Here is a 16,076-nt window from a genome sequence, read left to right on the forward strand (position 1 = left end):
CCGCCGGGATTTTCAGAATTCGGGCGGCAGCAAATCCTGATCGGCGTCGAGGCGCCGGTCTATCTCTTCGCCCAATTCATCGAGTTGATCGAAGGATATGCCGATGTCCAGGATCGTGCCGTCGTCCAGGGTCAGCCTCAGCCGATAACGTTCCGCCTCGGCCTCGATCGCGAAACTGGCAAGGTGGGCGGTCATGATGGTCTCCAGCAAATGGGGTTCCCAGGCGAGGAGGGAAAGATGCCCTTGCCCTTCACTTCAGGAGGCGGTGTTCCGTTTCCGCGAGAGCAAGCCTTCTTCCCGTGACCAGCGTCTGGCCGATGAAGAGGACGATCAGGATCGAACCGACCGTCCCCACGAAGAGATCGAAGCCCGACCAGCGTCCGAAGAGGCCGGGAGCCGTGCCCAGCACCATCATCATGACGGTCATTCCGATCAGCATGAACCGAAGTTCGGTCGGTCCGGCGGAAAGATAGGACAGCTTCAATTCGCCCAGCACCCGCGCCGACAGAAAGGCGTGGATCGACAGCAGCAGATAACCCGCAAGCGCGATCATGGCGACATTCATCGTGACGAACGGGCTGAGGCCGATCCCGGCAAGGATGAGCAATGTCGCCAGCCCGTCGCAGCTATGATCTATGAAATATCCGTAGGAAGGACGCTCGATACGCCGGTATCGCGCCAGGCTGCCATCCATGGAATCGCCGAACCACTGCACGGCATAGCCCGCAATGGCGAGCAGCAGCCAGGACGAGGCAATGTTGCTGGCGGCATATCCGGCGAAGATCATGACCGCGCCCGCCATGCCCGTCGCTGTCAGTCGATCCGGCGTTACCCAGGGCGGCATCCGGTGGCACAGCCAGTTGAGCACCCGCCGTTCATTGGCGGCAAGCCAGTTCTGTTGAATTCTGGAGAGCGATTGGGAAGATTGGGGCTGGATCGTCATGGGCCTTCGATCATGGTCTTGAACAACCGGCGCATCTGCGGCGCCATTGCAGGGCAAGTATCAACCGCCGCGTCCGAAAATACGCCAGCCAAGAAAAAGCAGAACGACGACCGATGCGATCAGTGCTGCCTGAAAAGAAAGATAATCTTCCTGCATGAGATGCTCCCATATATGCGGGAGCACTCAAGTCTCTCTGTCGGATCGTGCGGAAGGAAGACCCGATAGCCTTTTGTAGCAGCCCTCATGCGAACCGAACAGAATTTTCTGAAATCTGTAGACTTTTCCAGCGAGACGGGAAGGACCTTCCATGCTATTAGGCCATTATTGCGCGAAATTTGCTGCAAGCATTCGCCGTGACAGAGAGACCATCGTGCTCCCGCTTGCCAGCCGAGGAGCATCGCATGGAAGACCTGAATTATCTGCTGAAACGCGAGCAGGAGGAGTTGCTGCGCGCCCGGAACGCGCATAACCCGGCTGCACGTCGCGCCCATCAACGGCTTGCACAGGGATATGCGGCCCGTATCCGCCGTCATCCTCACCCCTACCGCTCACGGCGAGCGGATGGTTCCACCCCATTCAATCCCTTTCCCTTCAACGTGGAAGGCGGTGCGGCATGAGCAGGGTCGTCAACGTCTGGGCCACTACGGACGTCATCAAGGAGACATGCGCGAAACACGCATTCCGGATATCCGCTGTGGAAGCGCTGGTTTCCGGCGGCGCAAGGGTCGTCATGCTGGATCCAAGGGATGCCGACGCCTTCCGCATATTGATGAAGGACAAGCTTATCGAGGGCACCGTAACGCGATCCGCTTCTCACATGGCCCGGCAATGGGCCCCTTCGCTCCATCGGAAATAGGCCGTGGATCGCTTCGATTATCTCGATCGTCGCAGGCAAGCGGAACTGAATCATGCCGATCTCGCCATATGTCCTGTCGAGAGAAGGAAGCATGAAGAACAGGCGCGCGCCTATTCCAAGATCATCTCCGTTCTGCGCCGGGAGGAAGAGGCTTCACTGCACGCTCGATAGCCGGGCGAGGTTGCCCGGCTTGGTCGCGAACCAGATATTATGCCAACGCTCCGTGCTGCCGACATAGGCGGGCAGGATGATTTCATCGACGTCGAAGCCCGATTCCTCAAGCCTCCCCGCAAAGCAGTCGTCGGCATAGGACGACCAGACGGAGAGGAGCCCGCCCGGCCGTAACGCGGCGTAGGCAGCGGCCAGACCGGCATGGGAATAGAGCCGATCATTCCCGGGCGTGATGAAGCCGTCCGGCCCGTTATCGACATCCAGCAGGATGGCGTCGAAGCGATCGGATGTTTCCACGATGACATCATAGACGTCGTGCAAGCGGATGCTGACGCGGGGGTCGGCGAGGTTTTCCTTGAACAGATGCGCCAACGGCCCCTTGGCCCAGACGACGATCTGGGGAACCAGTTCCGCCACGGTCACGAAAGCATCGGAAGCCCAGGATGCAAGGACTGCGTCCAGGGTGAAGCCCATGCCAAGCCCGCCTACAAGGACGTGCCCGTCTTTCCTGGCCAAGCGCTCGCTCGTGAGGGTAGCCAGCGCCATTTCCGAGAGATGATCCTGACTTCCCATCAACTCGTCGCGGCCGAACTGGATGGAGAATTCCTTGCCGCATTTGAGCAGATGCAATTGGCCACCGCCCGGAATATCCGCGACATCCACCGTTTCTATGGGCAGACGGCTCGTTTTGGCGGTCCTGGTTTGCCGGTCATCGCTGATGCCAGTCTGTGTGGCAGAAGACCGCCTTGACGAAGCGTTGTCACGATTCATGCTGTTCCTGTCGGATTCTCGGGATCAATCGCGACGTAAACCAGTGCGGCGTCCATTGCGCGGTGACGTTGTGCAATGCCCGGCCTTCATGCCCTTTGCAAGGCCATGCAGCATAGTGGGGCGGAGAGAGGGGGCTCATCGATCAGGTGCAGGCCCATGACATGTTGCCGGATGACCTGAAAGGCAGAGATTGAAGGGCTGGAGATTGTTTGCCAGCTTTGCGTCAATCCCGGCTACTCGCGCCATGCAAGCAAAAGCAAAATTCGCACGCTTCGGGTCGGCGATATTGAAAAGTCAGTATGGCCTCGCCTTGATACGGATTATCCCCTGTTGTTCACCCGATCGTCCTTTCGTAACGGGGCACGGGGCGAAAGGTTCTGAATATTTCGCCTTTCGGTGCGCTTTACATCCTTGGTCGTGACAATGAAGAAAGGCAGGCACAAAGCCGGGGCAAAGCGCGCACTTGAACCGCACCGGATCTGGCCTTCGGAGAAGGCATCATGCGCTCAATTCAGCGCAAGGCCTCTGATCAGGGCGAGGACGCTGCTGAGCGTGGACACATCAGGCGTGCGCATGCGGTCGCCGCCAAATTGGAAATGTGTGAGCGCCACCTGCTGCTGGGGCGAAAGGAGAATCTTCGCTCCCACGATATGATCCGTGATTCGCGCGATGATCGCCGGAACCTCGCCCAGTTCCCTGATGGAAATAGTGCCTCTGTCGCCTATGCGCCAATTGCCTTCATTGGCGAAGGCTACGCCGCTTGATGAAATATCGAGCAGCCGGACCGGGGTGGCGCAGTCCCCTGCGTTGAAAAGTGCTGTTCCGCTGATGGGAGCCCGCTCTTCCGCCCTTCGCGGTGTTTCGACGCAGACGATGATGGCGATGATGCAGACGAGGACGTTGTACATGCTCCAGAGCGCCACAATGTCCTTCTGGTCCGAAAAGAAAGTCGGCGCCAGTGGAGAGCCATAGCTGAACAGCATCCCGCCGACGGTCAGCAGCAGAATGGCCGCAAAGCGCGATAACAATTTCCAGTGGACCACCGTCCGGGAACGGTCGCCGCCCTTGTTTGTCACCTTGAACGGACGCTCTCCGGGGAGCAGCAGGGTGTGGCAGGATGCGGCCACAATCTCGGGCGCGACCAGCAACTGGGACGTGTCGGTCAAAAGCGGCAGGATGCGGCCGTTGGAATACCAACTGATGGCAAAGGCTTCCACCAGGAGCCGGGGCAGCAGGAATGCAGCGAGCTCGCCAATCGGCGCATCCATGATGGTGAGGCCCGTCATCCAATAGAGGATCGGCACCAGCAGACAGGCGAGGCGAAAGGGAAAGCTGCCCATCCAGTAGAGAAGGGTTTCGAGCAGGCTCATCCTGTCGATCCAGCTCAACCCCTTGCGCGAAAACAGGCCATCGGGGCTGCGCATGATCTGCATCGCGCCGATGCACCAGCGAATGCGCTGGGTGCAATATTCGCCGATTCCCTCCGGCGCGAGCCCGAGGCTGAGCTTTTCGTTCAGATAGGCCGTGACAAAGCCATGCTCTTTCATGCGGATCGACAGCAGCATGTCTTCGGTAATGCTGTCTGTCGGAAATCCCCCGATTTCGGTAAGTGCGCTGGTGCGGACGACCGAGGACGTCCCGCAGGAAAAGGCGGTGCCCCATCCATCCTTGGCGGGCAGCAATGTGTCGAAGAAGAAGCGCTGCTCGTCGGGCAGGTCCAGATGACCCTTGATCCTGTGCTGCAACGGATCGGGGTTGAAGAAGTGCTGCGGTGTCTGGACCACCCCCACGGCGGGATCCTGGAACAGTGCCATGCAATGGGACATGAAATTGGGCAGGGCGACGAAATCCGCATCCAGTATGGCGACGAAATCCGGCATCTCGCCGCGGGCCGCCAAAGTCGCCACGCCTGCATTCATATTGCCGGCCTTGGCATGAACATTATCCGGGCGCGTCAGCCATTCCACCTCGCGACGGCGGCACAGCGCCTCGACCTCCGGCCGTCGCCCGTCATCCAGCAGATAGACCTTTGCCGGATAGTTCTGGTTGAGCGCGCCGGTGATCGTGCGGTCGAGAATCCCGATATCCTCATTATAGGTGCAGATGAAGATCGCCGCGCTGGGCCTGTGGGCATGCAGCCAGCGCATGTTGCCGCTGACGTCCTCCAAGCGGTCGCGCCTTCTCGTCAGCACGACCAGCACCAACACCCCGCCCAGCGTGGAACAGACCTCCAGGATGAAGAAGCCCACGGAAAGCAGAGCTGAGCCGGACGTATCCAGATCGAGCGTGGCGACCATACGCCATATCATATAGATGAGGATCGATCCGACCGCGGCGCCGCTGACGATCAACCGATGCAAAGGGTTGCCCGGGTTGAGTTTGGGAAACAGCAGCAGGCAGAGGCCCAGGGTGGCGAGGCCCCAGAAATAGGACGGGATCTCGACGCTGTTCATGGCCGCGTTACAGCACAACCCGGCCTGCCGTGCCGACCGGGCACTGCTTCTGGCCTTGCGCATCCAGCATGATCCGCGCGCCGATCAGATATTCGCCCGCGGCTGGACTGGGAACATGGCTGGTGACGCGGATCTGGGAAGGATCGCTCACGCCCATGTTGACGATGGTCCCGGGCCAGCGATCGCCGCTCGAAAATGCGATGAACGTCACGGGCGAACCGAGGCTGAGCTTGCTGTAGGCGCTGCGGCCGACGGTGAAATAGGCGAAGAAGGACGAACAGTCCGCGAGCATGTAGATCGGATCGCCTTCACGCAGCGCTTCCCCAGGGGCGGCGACCTTCGCCCACACCCGGCCATTGATGCTCGCCCGCAACGGAAGCTGCAGCCGCCGCATGGCGCCGACCTTGCTGCCGTCGCTCCACTTTTCCGCATTGGCGAGCGCTGCGGTGAGGTTCTCCCTCTCGCCCTGCAATTCGCTCAACGCCAGATTGAGATCGCTCAGGCGCTGGGTCGAATATTGGACGTTGCTGTAGCCGTTGTTGAGGAACAGGCCTCGACCTGCGGCGCGCGCCTCGATCAGGTTGGTGCGCCGGCGTGCCATCGCCGCATTCTGATCGGCCAGGGCGGCGCGCTGATCCTGTTCCGCCCTTTGAAGTCCGGCTGCGCTGATGAAGCCCCGGTCGGCGAGAGAGCGGGTGCGATCCAACTGCTTCTGCGCAAAGGCCAGTCGCGCCTGCGCGGCGGCCAGTTGGGCGGAGCTTTCGTCCGCGACTGCATCCATCTGTACCAGCTTTTCAGACCGATAGACACCCGCTTCGCCGCGGATGTGGTCGGCATCGGCCCTGAGAGCAGCCATGCGCCCGTCGATACTAGCCAGCTTCACCCGTAGCTGATCCACATCTTCCGATCCGGCACGGACCGCCGCCGACAAACCCACCGGAGCGGCAAAGCCTCCCAACGGCTGGTTCCGCGTCACGCGGTCCCCGACATTCGCGCCAAGCCGGTCGACTTCGCCGGACACCGGAGCCCTGACGACACCCATATCCGCCACCAAAGTTGTATTGTAACCAGCTGTGAAGACGAAGCTGCGCACTAGCACGGCGCAGGCCATCACCAACAGCAGGCCGCCGACCAGCATCCGGCGCGGCAGGTGGAACCATGGCCGCTTGGGCTTTTCGGGTAGCTGAAGTTCTTCTGCACCTTCAGTGGAAAGTTTGGTTTCTACGCTCATTTCGCCCTCGATCTCACGGGCGTTTCTTACGCGGATATGGTTAAGAAAGGCTGGATAACCCCGGCTTCCGAAAATGTTGGAGGGCAATCAAAATCAACCGCAACCGGAACGGGCCAGTTTCGGCCGATAGGTTGGACGCCGATCCATGTTCATTTCTGGGCAGCTGAATAGATGAATCAGGAGGAGTATGCGTTCCTCAGCCGGACAGACCATGCTGCTGCCCCACATAAGCACAAGGCAATATGCCCGCCCGGTCGACGAGTGGGTCACCGGAATGGGTTTGCCCAGCGCGGACGATGATCAACGACCTCGGCTCCGCCAATCGCTTCCCCGGGATTGTCCGGAAGGGACTTTACCGCGGGCATGCTCAATGCATATGGCGGTTCCATGACAGATGGTGTTTCAGAAAGCCGTGAGGCTGCGACGGTGGTCATCTTGCGCGATTGTCCTGGTTCCGCGCCTGAAATCCTGATGATGGAACGGGCATCGAGCATGGCCTTCGCGGCGGGTGCCCTGGTCTTTCCCGGCGGTGCGTTGGATGCGGGCGATCACGCCTTGGCGACAGCGATCGGCGGGCAACTGGCGCTTGACGAAGCCGCAGCGCGCATCGCGGCGATCCGTGAAACGCTGGAGGAAAGCGGCCTCGCCATCGCCTTTACCCGGCCTGTCGAAGCGGATCGGATCGTGGCCATGCGCCGGGCCTTGGCGGAAGGAATGGGTTTCGGCGAGGTCCTGAGCGTCCACGGGCTGGAGCTTGCACTGGATGCGCTCGTGCCCTTCGCCCGCTGGCAACCCGCCCCGTTCGAGATGGCGCGTCGCGTGTTCGATACCCGCTTCTATCTCGCCCGCGCGCCGGAAGGGCAGGTGGCGAGCGTCGATGCCACCGAAAATGTGAGGCTCTTCTGGAGCGGCGCTGCCGACACGCTGGCATATTGCGACCGGGGAGAGGCGCGGATCGTCTTTCCGACGCGGCGCAATCTGGAGCGGCTGGCGCAATTTGGCAGCTATGGCGCTCTGGCGGCCCACGCCTGGTCGATCCCGGTCGAGAAGGTGACGCCCTGGTTCGAGGACAGGGATGGGGAGCGGCATCTGTGCATCCCCGCCCATCTGGGCTATCCGGTGACGTCGGAATCCATAGGGACCGTCCGACGCGGCTGAGGCACGGCGACCTGTGATCGGCAGACCGGATTCGCCACGCCTGCCGTGGAAGCCTACCCCGATATCGCCTCTCGAACCGGGGGCGCAAAAGGCGTACACTCCCCCGGCCCTCAGACGGGGAGGATATCATGCCGCAATATGTGATCGAACGGGACATGCCGGGCGTCGGCCAATTGTCGGGCGAGCAGCTCAAGGGCGCGTCGCAGGGGTCTTGCAATGTCCTGCGCCAGCTCGGCCCGGACATCCAGTGGGTGCACAGCTATGTGACGGACGACAAGATCTACTGCGTCTATCGCGCGCCCAGCGAGGATCTGATCCGCCAACATGCCGAGATGGCGGGGTTCCCGGCCAACAGCATTGCCGAGGTGCGCGCGACGATCGATCCGACGACGGCGGATTGAGACCTGATTTACTGGCCGAAGCCGGATTGACGGGCCAGCGCGACCGCTTCCCGCGCCGCCGCGAGCAGCGCGCCGCTCTTCGCCTCGCATTCGCGCTGCTCATATTCGGCGGTTGAATCCGCGACGATCCCGGCGCCCGCCTGGACATGCATCACGCCGTCCTTGAGCACCGCGGTGCGCAGCACGATGCAACTGTCCATATTGCCGTCCGGCCCGAAATAGCCGACGCCGCCGGCATAGGCGCCGCGCGTTTCCGGCTCCAGCTCGGCGATGATCTCGCACGCCCGCACCTTGGGCGCGCCCGAGACGGTGCCCGCCGGGAAGCCCGCGAACAGGGCGTCCAGCGCATCCTTTTCCGGCGCCAGCCGCCCGACCACGTTGGAGACGATGTGCATCACATGGCTGTAGAATTCGACGGTATAGCTGTCCGTGACCGTCACGCTGCCCGCCGTCGCGACCCGGCCGACATCGTTGCGGCCAAGGTCGAGCAGCATCAGATGTTCCGCCCGCTCCTTGGGGTCGGCCAGCAGGCTTTCGCGGTTGGCCGCGTCCTCCACGGCATTCCTGCCGCGCGGGCGGGTGCCGGCGATCGGACGGATCGTGACTTCGCCGTCGCGCGCCCGGACCAGGATCTCCGGACTGGACCCGATGATCGCAAAGCCCGGCAAGTCGAGATAATAAAGGAAAGGCGAGGGATTGATTCGCCGCAGCGCGCGGTAAAGCGCGATCGGCGGCAGGGTGAAGGGGCTGGTGAAACGCTGTGCCAGCACCACCTGGAAGATGTCGCCCGCGACGATATAGTCCTTCGCCCTGTTGACCATCGCGGCATAGCGGCCCGGTTCCAGCACCGGCGTCACCGCGACATCGGCGATCTCGGCGGGAGCGGCCTGTGCGGGCAGGGGCGCCGCCAGCCGCGCGGCGACGGCGTCGATCCGCTCCAGCGCCTCTTCGACGGCGCGGTCGGCATCGGTGAAGCTGCCCTTCCAGACCGGCGCGACCAGAAAGAGGGCGTCGGCCAGCCGGTCGAACACCAATATGACGGTCGGCCGCACGAACAGCATGTCGGGCAGGGCCATGGGGTTTTCCGGCGGACGGGGCAGCTTTTCCACCAGCCCGACCGTTTCATAGCCGAAATAACCGACGAGGCAGGCGAGGGCGGCGGGCAGTGCCGGATCGAGCGGCGCCCGGCATTCCGCGACCAGTGCGCGCAATGCGTCCAGCGCCCCCCGGCTTTCCGGCTGGAATGCCTCCCTGTCGGTCGCCCATTGGCGGTTGATCTGCGCCACCTGTCCCTGCGCCCGGAAGACGAGATCGGGGGCCAGGCCGATCAGGCTGTGACGGCCGCGCACCGCGCCGCCCTCGACCGATTCGAGCAGGAAGTCGCCGCGATCGGCTTCGAACAATTTGAGGGCGGCGGAAATCGGCGTGTCGGTGTCGGCGATCTGGCGCCGCCACACCAGCGCGGATTGCCCCGCCGCCAGTGCCTTGCGCGCGCTGTCGATGCCATCCATTCCCGCCGTTCCGCCCGCCATCTTACTGGCCGCTGCCATTGCTGCTGGTCAGCGCGCGCTGGACGCTGGCGACGGCCGCCGGGTTGCGCTTGACGCCCATCTCCTTTTCGACGGCGCGCTCGAACTGCTGGCCATATTCCTGGCCGACGACATCGCTGAGCTGGTCGCGGACCTGGTTCAGCAGCGCCTTGTCGTTGCCCGCGTCGCCGCGCTTGATGCCGTTCAACTGCACCACGAAATAGCCGCGATCCTCGCCGATCGGCAGCATCTTCACGCTGTTGGCCGCCATCGAGAAGAGCATCGCGACTTCCGCCGGGGGGCGTTGCCCGCTGCGCATGATGTCGGCCCGGCGGCCGCCTACGGTCTGGGGTGCGGGCAGGGCGACGCCGGCCGCCGCGATCGCGTCGGACAGTTTCGTGCCCTTGGCCACCTTGGCCCGGATCTGTTCGGCGATGGCCTTCGCCTTCTCATTGCCCTGGGCCAGCTTGTACTGCATCACCACCAGCGTCCTGATCTTGGCGAGGGGCGGCGGCGCCGCGGCCTGGACGTCGCCGGGCGCGGCCAGCGCATAGCGCTGGTCGGCGGCGATCGGGATCAGTTGCGCATCGTCGTCCTGGCTCATCGCGAAGACGGGGGCGAGCAACGGCTTCACATCGGCCGGCAGCTGATAGGCCGCATCCTCGACCTGCTTGCCGGTGGACACGAGGAAGGGGGTGGTTTCCAGCTTCAGGCCATTGTCCTTCACCACTTCCTCGAAGCTGCCGCCATTGGCGATCTGGTCCTCGATCTTGCCGGTGAAGTCGCTGAGCAGCTTCTTCTCCTTCTGCGTGCGCAGCGTGGCGACGATTTCGCTGCGCACCGCTTCCAGCGTGTGGACAGGGGTCGTCTTGACCGCCGTGACGCGCAGCAGCACCCAGCCCAGCGATCCGCGCATCGGCCCCACCAGTTCGCCCTGCTTGGCGGCAAAGCCCGCATTGGCGATGGCGGCGGACGATGCGGCGGTCAGCGCCTCGCGGCTTTCGTCGCTCAGTTCCGAGACGGAAAGGCCCGCGCCCTGCGCGGCGGCGGCCAGCGACTTGCCGCCCTTCACCTGATCGGCAATGGCCTTGGCGCCCGCCTCGGTCGGAAGGATGAGCCGCTCGAAGCTGCGGCTGTCCTTGGCGGCATAGGCCGTCTTGTTCTGGTTGTAATAGGCGGCGATCTCCGCATCGGTGGGTTGCGCCGCCTGGGCGAAGCGCTCCACGTCGATCACGGCATAGCGGATGCGGCGCTGTTCCGGGATCGTGTAGCGCGCGGCATTGCTCTTGTAGAAATCATTGAGCTGCGCGTCGATCGGATCCTTGATGTCCTTGAACGCGCTGGCCGGGACCGCCGCGATCGTGCCCTGCCGTGCCTCCAGCAGCAGCGAGGCATAGGGCAGAACCATGGAATCGCTCAGCTTCACGCCAAGGCCGAGCGGCGCCAGCATCTGCCGCTCCAGTATCTCGCGGCTGATATCGTCCCGCAGCGCCTGCTCGGTGATGCGCTCGCGCATCAGCAGCTGGCGGAAATTCTCCTGGCTGAAATTGCCGGCGGCATCCTGGAAGGCCGGGATCTGCGCGATCTGCGCATCGACCAGCCGCTTGGAGATATGGATCTTCTGGTCGCTCGCATATTCCTTCAGCGTCAGCGAGGAGACGAGCTGGTCATAGACCTGTGCCGCACCGCCCTGCGCCAGGAAATCGCCGATCTGTAGGCCAGGATTGGACCGCCGCGCATTTTCGAACACACGTTGCACCCGTTCCTGCAATTCCGTCACCGTCAGGCGCGATCCGCCCGCTTTCGCCGCGGTTTCCCCGGCGCCCAGCGACGAGCCGAACTTGCCGCTGGTGATGTCCCCCAAGATGAAGGCCGCCGCGACGATTCCGAGGAAGATCAGGGCCGCGAAGGCGCCGAATTTGGAGTGGATGAAACGGCGAAAGACTGAAAGCATGGAGGAAAGTCCGTAAATGCGGCTTTGATGGCGGCCCGCTTTAAGGGCGGATCGTCGCGTGGGCAAGGGGCGCGACGGGCGCAAGGCTGGACAAATGCCCGTGCGCCGTTCATCGGCTCGGCCAACCCGGCGGTCCTGTTGGAGAGCGGCGCTGTCGGGGACCGTGCAGCAATAACCATAAGGGGAAAGATCGATGGGCAGGCGGAAGCTGGTTGTCGGTAACTGGAAGATGAACGGCCTGCGCGCCCAATTGGGCGAGGTGGAGGCGATCGGCGGCCTGGCGCAGGAGCATCCGGCGGTGGAAGTCGGCCTGTGCCTGCCCGCTACGCTGATCGCGGCGGCGGACGGCGTGAAGGGCGCGGCCTTCCTCGGCGCGCAGGATTGCCATATGAAGGCCAGCGGCGCGCATACCGGCTGCCTTTCCGCCGCGATGCTGGCGGAGGCGGGTGCAAGCTGGACCATCGTCGGCCATAGCGAGCGGCGGCAGGACCAGGGCGAAACCGACGCCGACATCGCGGTGAAGGCGCTGGCGGCGAAGGCGGCAGGGCTGAAAGTCATTCTCTGCGTCGGCGAAAGCCTGGACGTTCGCGATGCGGGCAATGCCGAAGCGGTGGTCTCGGCGCAGTTGCTGGCGTCTCTGCCGGAAGGGGCAGCTGCGGACTGGTTGGCCATCGCCTATGAGCCGATCTGGGCGATCGGCACGGGCCGAATCCCCACCATGGAAGCGGTCGCCGCCATGCATGCCGCCCTGCGCGCCGCGCTGGCGAGCCGGATCGGGGTAGAGGCCGACGCCATGCGCATCCTCTATGGCGGATCGATGAACGGCGAAAATGCGGCGGAACTGCTGGCGCTGGCCGATGTCGATGGCGGGCTGGTCGGCGGTGCGAGCCTGACGGCGGAGAAATTCGCGCCGGTGATCGCGGCCGCGGCCTGAATTAAACGCCCCATCGCAGGCGCAAGGCGCCGGGGGCGGTTGCCCCCGCGCCTCATCATCGCTATGTGCGCGGCAACGCACCCTTTACCGGACATTATTCGCTAGCCATGTTCACCTTCATCCTTGTCGTGCAGGCCATTGTCGCCGCCTTGCTGGTCACCGTCATCCTGATGCAGAAGTCGGAAGGCGGCGGCCTGGGCGTCGGCGGCAGCCCGGCGGGGTTCATGTCGGCGCGCGGCGCGGCGGATTTCCTGACCCGTTCGACCACGATTCTCGCCGGCATCTTCGTGACGCTGTCGATCGTGCTGGCGGTGATCGCTTCGGTCCAGCATCGTCCGAGCGACATCGATACGTCGCTCGTCAAGCAGGCACCGACGGCTCCGGCGACCGCTCCGGCACCGGCGACGGGCAACGATCCCCTGGCCGGCGCTGCGGGTGCGGCGAGCGGCAATGCCGCCAACGGGGCGGTTCCGCTCGCTAACTAAATCCCGTTAACGATCATTTCGATCTTTTTTCGCACGCGCGATGATTCGCGCGCTTGCCCAACTCGTTTGTAAAAGGCTAAGCCTCTCCTCCCATGGCGCGGTATATTTTCATCACCGGCGGCGTGGTCTCCTCGCTTGGCAAGGGCCTGATGGCCGCTTCGCTTGCAGCTCTGTTGCAGGCGCGAGGTTTCCGTGTTCGCATTCGGAAATTCGATCCCTATCTCAACGTCGATCCGGGCACGATGAGCCCGTATCAGCATGGTGAGGTCTATGTGACCGACGACGGGGCGGAAACCGACCTCGACCTTGGCCATTATGAGCGCTTCACCGGCGTTTCGGCGCGGCAGTCGGACAATGTGACGCAGGGCCGGGTCTATCAGACCATCATCCAGCGGGAACGGCGCGGCGACTATCTGGGCGCGACGGTGCAGGTGATCCCGCACGTCACGGACGAGATCAAGGCCTTCGCCACCGCCGACACCGAAGACCTCGATTTCGTGCTGTGCGAGATCGGCGGCACGGTGGGCGACATCGAATCGCTGCCCTTCATGGAGGCGATCCGCCAGTTGCATAACGACCTTGATCGCGGCCAGGCGATCTTCGTCCATGTGACGCTGGTACCCTATATCGCGGCGGCCGGCGAGCTGAAGACGAAGCCGACCCAGCATAGCGTGCGCGAACTGACCTCGCTCGGCATCCAGCCCGACATATTGCTCTGCCGCTGCGAACATCCGCTGCCGGAAAGCGAGCGCAGGAAGATTGCGCTGTTCTGCAACGTCCGCCCCGAAGCGGTCATCCCCGCGCTCGACGCCAGCAGCATCTATGCCGTTCCGACCCAATATCATGCCGAAGGGCTGGACGACGAAGTGCTGCGCGCCTTCGGCATCGACAATGCGCCCGCGCCCAGGCTCGACCGTTGGCACGACATCATGGACCGCCAGCAGAATCCCGAGGGCGAAGTCACGATCGGCGTCGTCGGCAAATATGTCGGCCTGCCCGATGCCTATAAATCGCTCCACGAAGCCTTGCACCATGGCGGTTTCGCCAACCGGGTGAAGGTGAACATCAAGTGGATCGATGCCGAACTGTTCGAGGAGGAGGGCGCCGACATCGCCGCCCGCCTGGAACCGATGCACGGCATCCTCGTCCCGGGCGGCTTCGGCGTGCGCGGGTCGGAGGGCAAGATCGCCTCGGTCAAGTTCGCTCGCGAACGCCATGTGCCTTTCTTCGGCATCTGCCTGGGCATGCAGATGGCCTGCATCGAGGGCGCGCGGAACACGGCGGGCATCGAAAACGCCTCGACCACGGAGTTCGGGGAAACCAGCGAACCGGTCGTCGGCCTCATCACCGAATGGATGAGCAAGGAAGGCCTGCAAAAGCGCACCGCCGAGACCGATCTGGGCGGAACCATGCGCCTGGGCGCCTATCCCGCCAAACTCACCGGCAACAGCGTCGTCGCAGGCATCTACAACGCGACCGACATCAGCGAACGTCACCGCCACCGCTATGAAGTCAATGCCGGCTATCGCGAGCCGCTGGAGAAAGGCGGCCTGATCTTCTCTGGCATGTCGCCCGACGGCATGCTGCCTGAGATCGTCGAGCGGCCGGACCATCCATGGTTCGTGGGCGTGCAGTTCCACCCGGAACTCAAGTCGAAACCCTTCGACCCGCATCCCTTGTTCGCGAGCTTCATCGAAGCGGCAGTCAAGCAGAGCCGGTTGGTGTAAGAAAACGGGGCCGGACAGGCCCCGTTTTTCGTTCGCGGTAAAGGGGATTAAACAACAACGTGCTCCTGCGAAGGCAGGAGCCCAGTCCCGCCGTCTGAATAAACACGCACCGCTTGAACTAGAGCGCGCTGCGTTAAATCGTACGCAAGCCGCGCGCTCTAAGTTTTTGTTGTCGCATCGTTTTAAGCGCAAAACCGGTTCCCACTTTGCGCACGATGCTCTAGGTTCCCGCCTGCGCAGGAACACGGGGGTCACCCCTGGGCAGGCGTCAATTTCAATAACCGCCCCTGCGACCCTTGCCCGCCATCCTCCAGCAGCCACAGCGCCCCATCCGGCCCTTGCTCCACCTCCCGGATGCGTGCGCCCATGTCCCACTGGTCGGCCTTGGCGGCATTCTCCCCATCCAGTTTCACCCGCACCAGCGACTGGCTGGACAGCCCGCCGATGAACAGCGAATCCTTCCATTTCGGAAACAGGTCGCCCGAATAATAGGCAAGCCCGCCCGGCGAGATCACCGGATTCCACCAGAGCTTGGGCGCTTCGAACCCATCGCCCGGCCTGTGGTCGGGAATGTCCCGCCCGTCATAATGGCTGCCATTGGAGGCGAGGGGATAGCCGTAATTCAATCCCGGCTTGATGAGGTTCACCTCATCCCCGCCCTTCGGCCCCATTTCCTGCTCCCACAGCCGCCCGTCCTTGTCGAAGGCGATCCCCAGCAGGTTGCGATGGCCATAGGACCAGACCGCCGGATGAAACCCCTTCGCCGCCAAGGGATTCCCAGCCGCCGCCGTGCCGTCGAGATTCAGCCGTAACACCTTGCCCAAGGTGGATTTGGGGTCCTGCGCCGGATCGAATTTCTGCCGTTCGCCATTGGCGAAGAACAGATATTTCCCATCCGGCGAAAAGGCGATTCGCCCCGAATAATGGCCATTGCCGTCGACATAGGGACTGGCGCGGAAAATCACCTTCACGCCGTCGAGCTTCGTCGTCCCGTCGCTCGCCTGATGGAAAGTGCCGGTAGCGAGCGCCACCCCCTTGCCGCCCTCGCCAGCCTCGGAAAAACTGAAATAGACCTTCTTATTGTCCGCGAAACCGGGCGCCAGCACGACATCCATCAGCGCCCCTTGTCCCGCGCTGTCGACCGCCGGAATCCCCGCGACCGGGATTTTCGTCCCGTTCTTCGGATCGAACAGGATCATCTCACCTGCCTTCTCGGTGATCAGCATCCGCCCGTCCGGCAGGAAGGTCATCGCCCAGGGAGAATCGAAATCCGCGATCACCGACGTCTTGAACGGCTTGTCCGCAGTGGCGTTTTGCCCAGTGGCATCGTCCGCCGAACAGGCGATCAGGGCCAGCGGCAGGGCGGTCAGGGCGAAATGGCGCATCTTTTCTTCTCCTCGTCGGGTGCTGCAATGCCCCACAACAAATGTTGTTGCAGCTTTGCGGCATCGCGCCTATATCGC

At 63.2% G+C, this 16,076-nt stretch carries 15 protein-coding genes; 7 read left to right on the forward strand and 8 right to left on the reverse strand.

What is annotated here, in order from left to right; genetic code table 11:
* Positions 1 to 12 precede the first annotated feature (12 nt).
* Positions 13 to 195, reverse strand: coding sequence for a hypothetical protein (locus CAF53_RS12295; RefSeq protein WP_157035731.1), 183 nt, complete (start codon positions 193 to 195; stop codon positions 13 to 15).
* Positions 196 to 250: 55 nt separating this feature from the next.
* Positions 251 to 943 carry a CDP-alcohol phosphatidyltransferase family protein gene (locus CAF53_RS12300; protein ID WP_197707406.1) on the reverse strand — a complete coding sequence of 231 codons (693 nt, stop codon included), beginning with the start codon at positions 941 to 943 and terminating at the stop codon, positions 251 to 253.
* A 401-nt stretch (positions 944 to 1,344) separates the two neighbouring features.
* On the opposite strand from CAF53_RS12300, the gene CAF53_RS12305 reads away from it, so the two are divergent.
* Positions 1,345 to 1,560, forward strand: coding sequence for a hypothetical protein (locus CAF53_RS12305; protein WP_100238212.1), 216 nt, complete (start codon positions 1,345 to 1,347; stop codon positions 1,558 to 1,560).
* Positions 1,561 to 1,802: 242 nt separating this feature from the next.
* On the forward strand, positions 1,803 to 1,970 hold the full coding sequence (locus CAF53_RS27545) for a hypothetical protein (RefSeq protein WP_197707407.1): 168 nt from the start codon (positions 1,803 to 1,805) through the stop codon (positions 1,968 to 1,970).
* Here CAF53_RS27545 and CAF53_RS12315 read toward each other — a convergent pair.
* From CAF53_RS12315 to CAF53_RS12325, 3 genes are all read right to left on the reverse strand, one after another.
* Positions 1,953 to 2,741 carry a spermidine synthase gene (locus tag CAF53_RS12315; protein WP_046763423.1) on the reverse strand — a complete coding sequence of 263 codons (789 nt, stop codon included), beginning with the start codon at positions 2,739 to 2,741 and terminating at the stop codon, positions 1,953 to 1,955. The genes CAF53_RS27545 and CAF53_RS12315 overlap by 18 nt on opposite strands.
* Before the next feature lie 506 nt (positions 2,742 to 3,247).
* Entirely contained in the window at positions 3,248 to 5,257 is a 2,010-nt protein-coding gene (locus CAF53_RS12320; protein WP_242443433.1) for a glycosyltransferase, read from the reverse strand.
* Positions 5,202 to 6,425, reverse strand: a complete 1,224-nt coding sequence (locus CAF53_RS12325) for an HlyD family secretion protein (protein WP_242443434.1) — start codon at positions 6,423 to 6,425, stop codon at positions 5,202 to 5,204. Before CAF53_RS12325 ends, CAF53_RS12320 begins: the two co-directional genes overlap by 56 nt.
* A 387-nt stretch (positions 6,426 to 6,812) precedes the next feature.
* Here CAF53_RS12325 and CAF53_RS12335 point away from each other — a divergent pair, with 387 nt between their 5' ends.
* Together CAF53_RS12335 and CAF53_RS12340 are read left to right on the forward strand one after the other, a co-directional pair.
* Complete coding sequence (locus CAF53_RS12335; RefSeq protein WP_100238794.1) at positions 6,813 to 7,583, forward strand: NUDIX domain-containing protein; 771 nt, start codon at positions 6,813 to 6,815, stop codon at positions 7,581 to 7,583.
* Positions 7,584 to 7,711: 128 nt separating this feature from the next.
* Positions 7,712 to 7,984, forward strand: coding sequence for a DUF4242 domain-containing protein (locus CAF53_RS12340; RefSeq protein ID WP_100238216.1), 273 nt, complete (start codon positions 7,712 to 7,714; stop codon positions 7,982 to 7,984).
* Between the two features lie 8 nt (positions 7,985 to 7,992).
* On the opposite strand, the gene trpE is transcribed toward CAF53_RS12340, so the two are convergent.
* Together trpE and CAF53_RS12350 are read right to left on the reverse strand one after the other, a co-directional pair.
* Positions 7,993 to 9,495 carry an anthranilate synthase component I gene (gene trpE, locus CAF53_RS12345; RefSeq protein ID WP_100238795.1) on the reverse strand — a complete coding sequence of 501 codons (1,503 nt, stop codon included), beginning with the start codon at positions 9,493 to 9,495 and terminating at the stop codon, positions 7,993 to 7,995.
* 22 nt (positions 9,496 to 9,517) lie between these two features.
* Positions 9,518 to 11,467 (reverse strand): peptidylprolyl isomerase, encoded by a 1,950-nt coding sequence (locus CAF53_RS12350; RefSeq protein WP_100238217.1) that lies wholly within the window; start codon positions 11,465 to 11,467, stop codon positions 9,518 to 9,520.
* 193 nt (positions 11,468 to 11,660) lie between these two features.
* On the opposite strand from CAF53_RS12350, the gene tpiA reads away from it, so the two are divergent.
* The 3 genes from tpiA (at position 11,661) to CAF53_RS12365 (ending at position 14,613) form a co-directional block, all read left to right on the forward strand.
* Positions 11,661 to 12,401, forward strand: coding sequence for a triose-phosphate isomerase (gene tpiA, locus CAF53_RS12355; protein ID WP_100238218.1), 741 nt, complete (start codon positions 11,661 to 11,663; stop codon positions 12,399 to 12,401).
* Positions 12,402 to 12,508: 107 nt separating this feature from the next.
* Positions 12,509 to 12,886 (forward strand): preprotein translocase subunit SecG, encoded by a 378-nt coding sequence (gene secG, locus CAF53_RS12360; RefSeq protein WP_046763419.1) that lies wholly within the window; start codon positions 12,509 to 12,511, stop codon positions 12,884 to 12,886.
* Positions 12,887 to 12,978: 92 nt separating this feature from the next.
* Positions 12,979 to 14,613 (forward strand): CTP synthase, encoded by a 1,635-nt coding sequence (locus tag CAF53_RS12365; protein ID WP_100238219.1) that lies wholly within the window; start codon positions 12,979 to 12,981, stop codon positions 14,611 to 14,613.
* A 251-nt stretch (positions 14,614 to 14,864) separates the two neighbouring features.
* Here the strand turns inward: CAF53_RS12365 and CAF53_RS12370 are convergent, their stop codons facing one another.
* Positions 14,865 to 15,998: a PQQ-dependent sugar dehydrogenase gene (locus CAF53_RS12370; protein ID WP_046763417.1), complete on the reverse strand. Its 1,134-nt coding sequence runs from the start codon at positions 15,996 to 15,998 to the stop codon at positions 14,865 to 14,867.
* Between the last annotated feature and the right edge of the window lie 78 nt (positions 15,999 to 16,076).

The organism is Sphingobium sp. LB126 (assembly GCF_002795205.1).
Lineage (GTDB): Bacteria > Pseudomonadota > Alphaproteobacteria > Sphingomonadales > Sphingomonadaceae > Sphingobium > Sphingobium chungbukense.

What these genes read in the sequence shown, in the direction of transcription:
- CAF53_RS12295 (WP_157035731.1), bottom strand. Translation starts at nt 195, where the DNA reads ATGACCGCCCACCTTGCCAGTTTCGCGATCGAGGCCGAGGCGGAACGT.
- CAF53_RS12300 (WP_197707406.1), bottom strand. Translation starts at nt 943, where the DNA reads ATGACGATCCAGCCCCAATCTTCCCAATCGCTCTCCAGAATTCAACAG.
- CAF53_RS12305 (WP_100238212.1), top strand. Translation starts at nt 1,345, where the DNA reads ATGGAAGACCTGAATTATCTGCTGAAACGCGAGCAGGAGGAGTTGCTG.
- CAF53_RS12315 (WP_046763423.1), bottom strand. Translation starts at nt 2,741, where the DNA reads ATGAATCGTGACAACGCTTCGTCAAGGCGGTCTTCTGCCACACAGACT.
- CAF53_RS12320 (WP_242443433.1), bottom strand. Translation starts at nt 5,257, where the DNA reads ATGCGCAAGGCCAGAAGCAGTGCCCGGTCGGCACGGCAGGCCGGGTTG.
- CAF53_RS12325 (WP_242443434.1), bottom strand. Translation starts at nt 6,425, where the DNA reads ATGAGCGTAGAAACCAAACTTTCCACTGAAGGTGCAGAAGAACTTCAG.
- CAF53_RS12335 (WP_100238794.1), top strand. Translation starts at nt 6,813, where the DNA reads ATGACAGATGGTGTTTCAGAAAGCCGTGAGGCTGCGACGGTGGTCATC.
- CAF53_RS12340 (WP_100238216.1), top strand. Translation starts at nt 7,712, where the DNA reads ATGCCGCAATATGTGATCGAACGGGACATGCCGGGCGTCGGCCAATTG.
- trpE (WP_100238795.1), bottom strand. Translation starts at nt 9,495, where the DNA reads ATGGATGGCATCGACAGCGCGCGCAAGGCACTGGCGGCGGGGCAATCC.
- CAF53_RS12350 (WP_100238217.1), bottom strand. Translation starts at nt 11,467, where the DNA reads ATGCTTTCAGTCTTTCGCCGTTTCATCCACTCCAAATTCGGCGCCTTC.
- tpiA (WP_100238218.1), top strand. Translation starts at nt 11,661, where the DNA reads ATGGGCAGGCGGAAGCTGGTTGTCGGTAACTGGAAGATGAACGGCCTG.
- secG (WP_046763419.1), top strand. Translation starts at nt 12,509, where the DNA reads ATGTTCACCTTCATCCTTGTCGTGCAGGCCATTGTCGCCGCCTTGCTG.
- CAF53_RS12365 (WP_100238219.1), top strand. Translation starts at nt 12,979, where the DNA reads ATGGCGCGGTATATTTTCATCACCGGCGGCGTGGTCTCCTCGCTTGGC.
- CAF53_RS12370 (WP_046763417.1), bottom strand. Translation starts at nt 15,998, where the DNA reads ATGCGCCATTTCGCCCTGACCGCCCTGCCGCTGGCCCTGATCGCCTGT.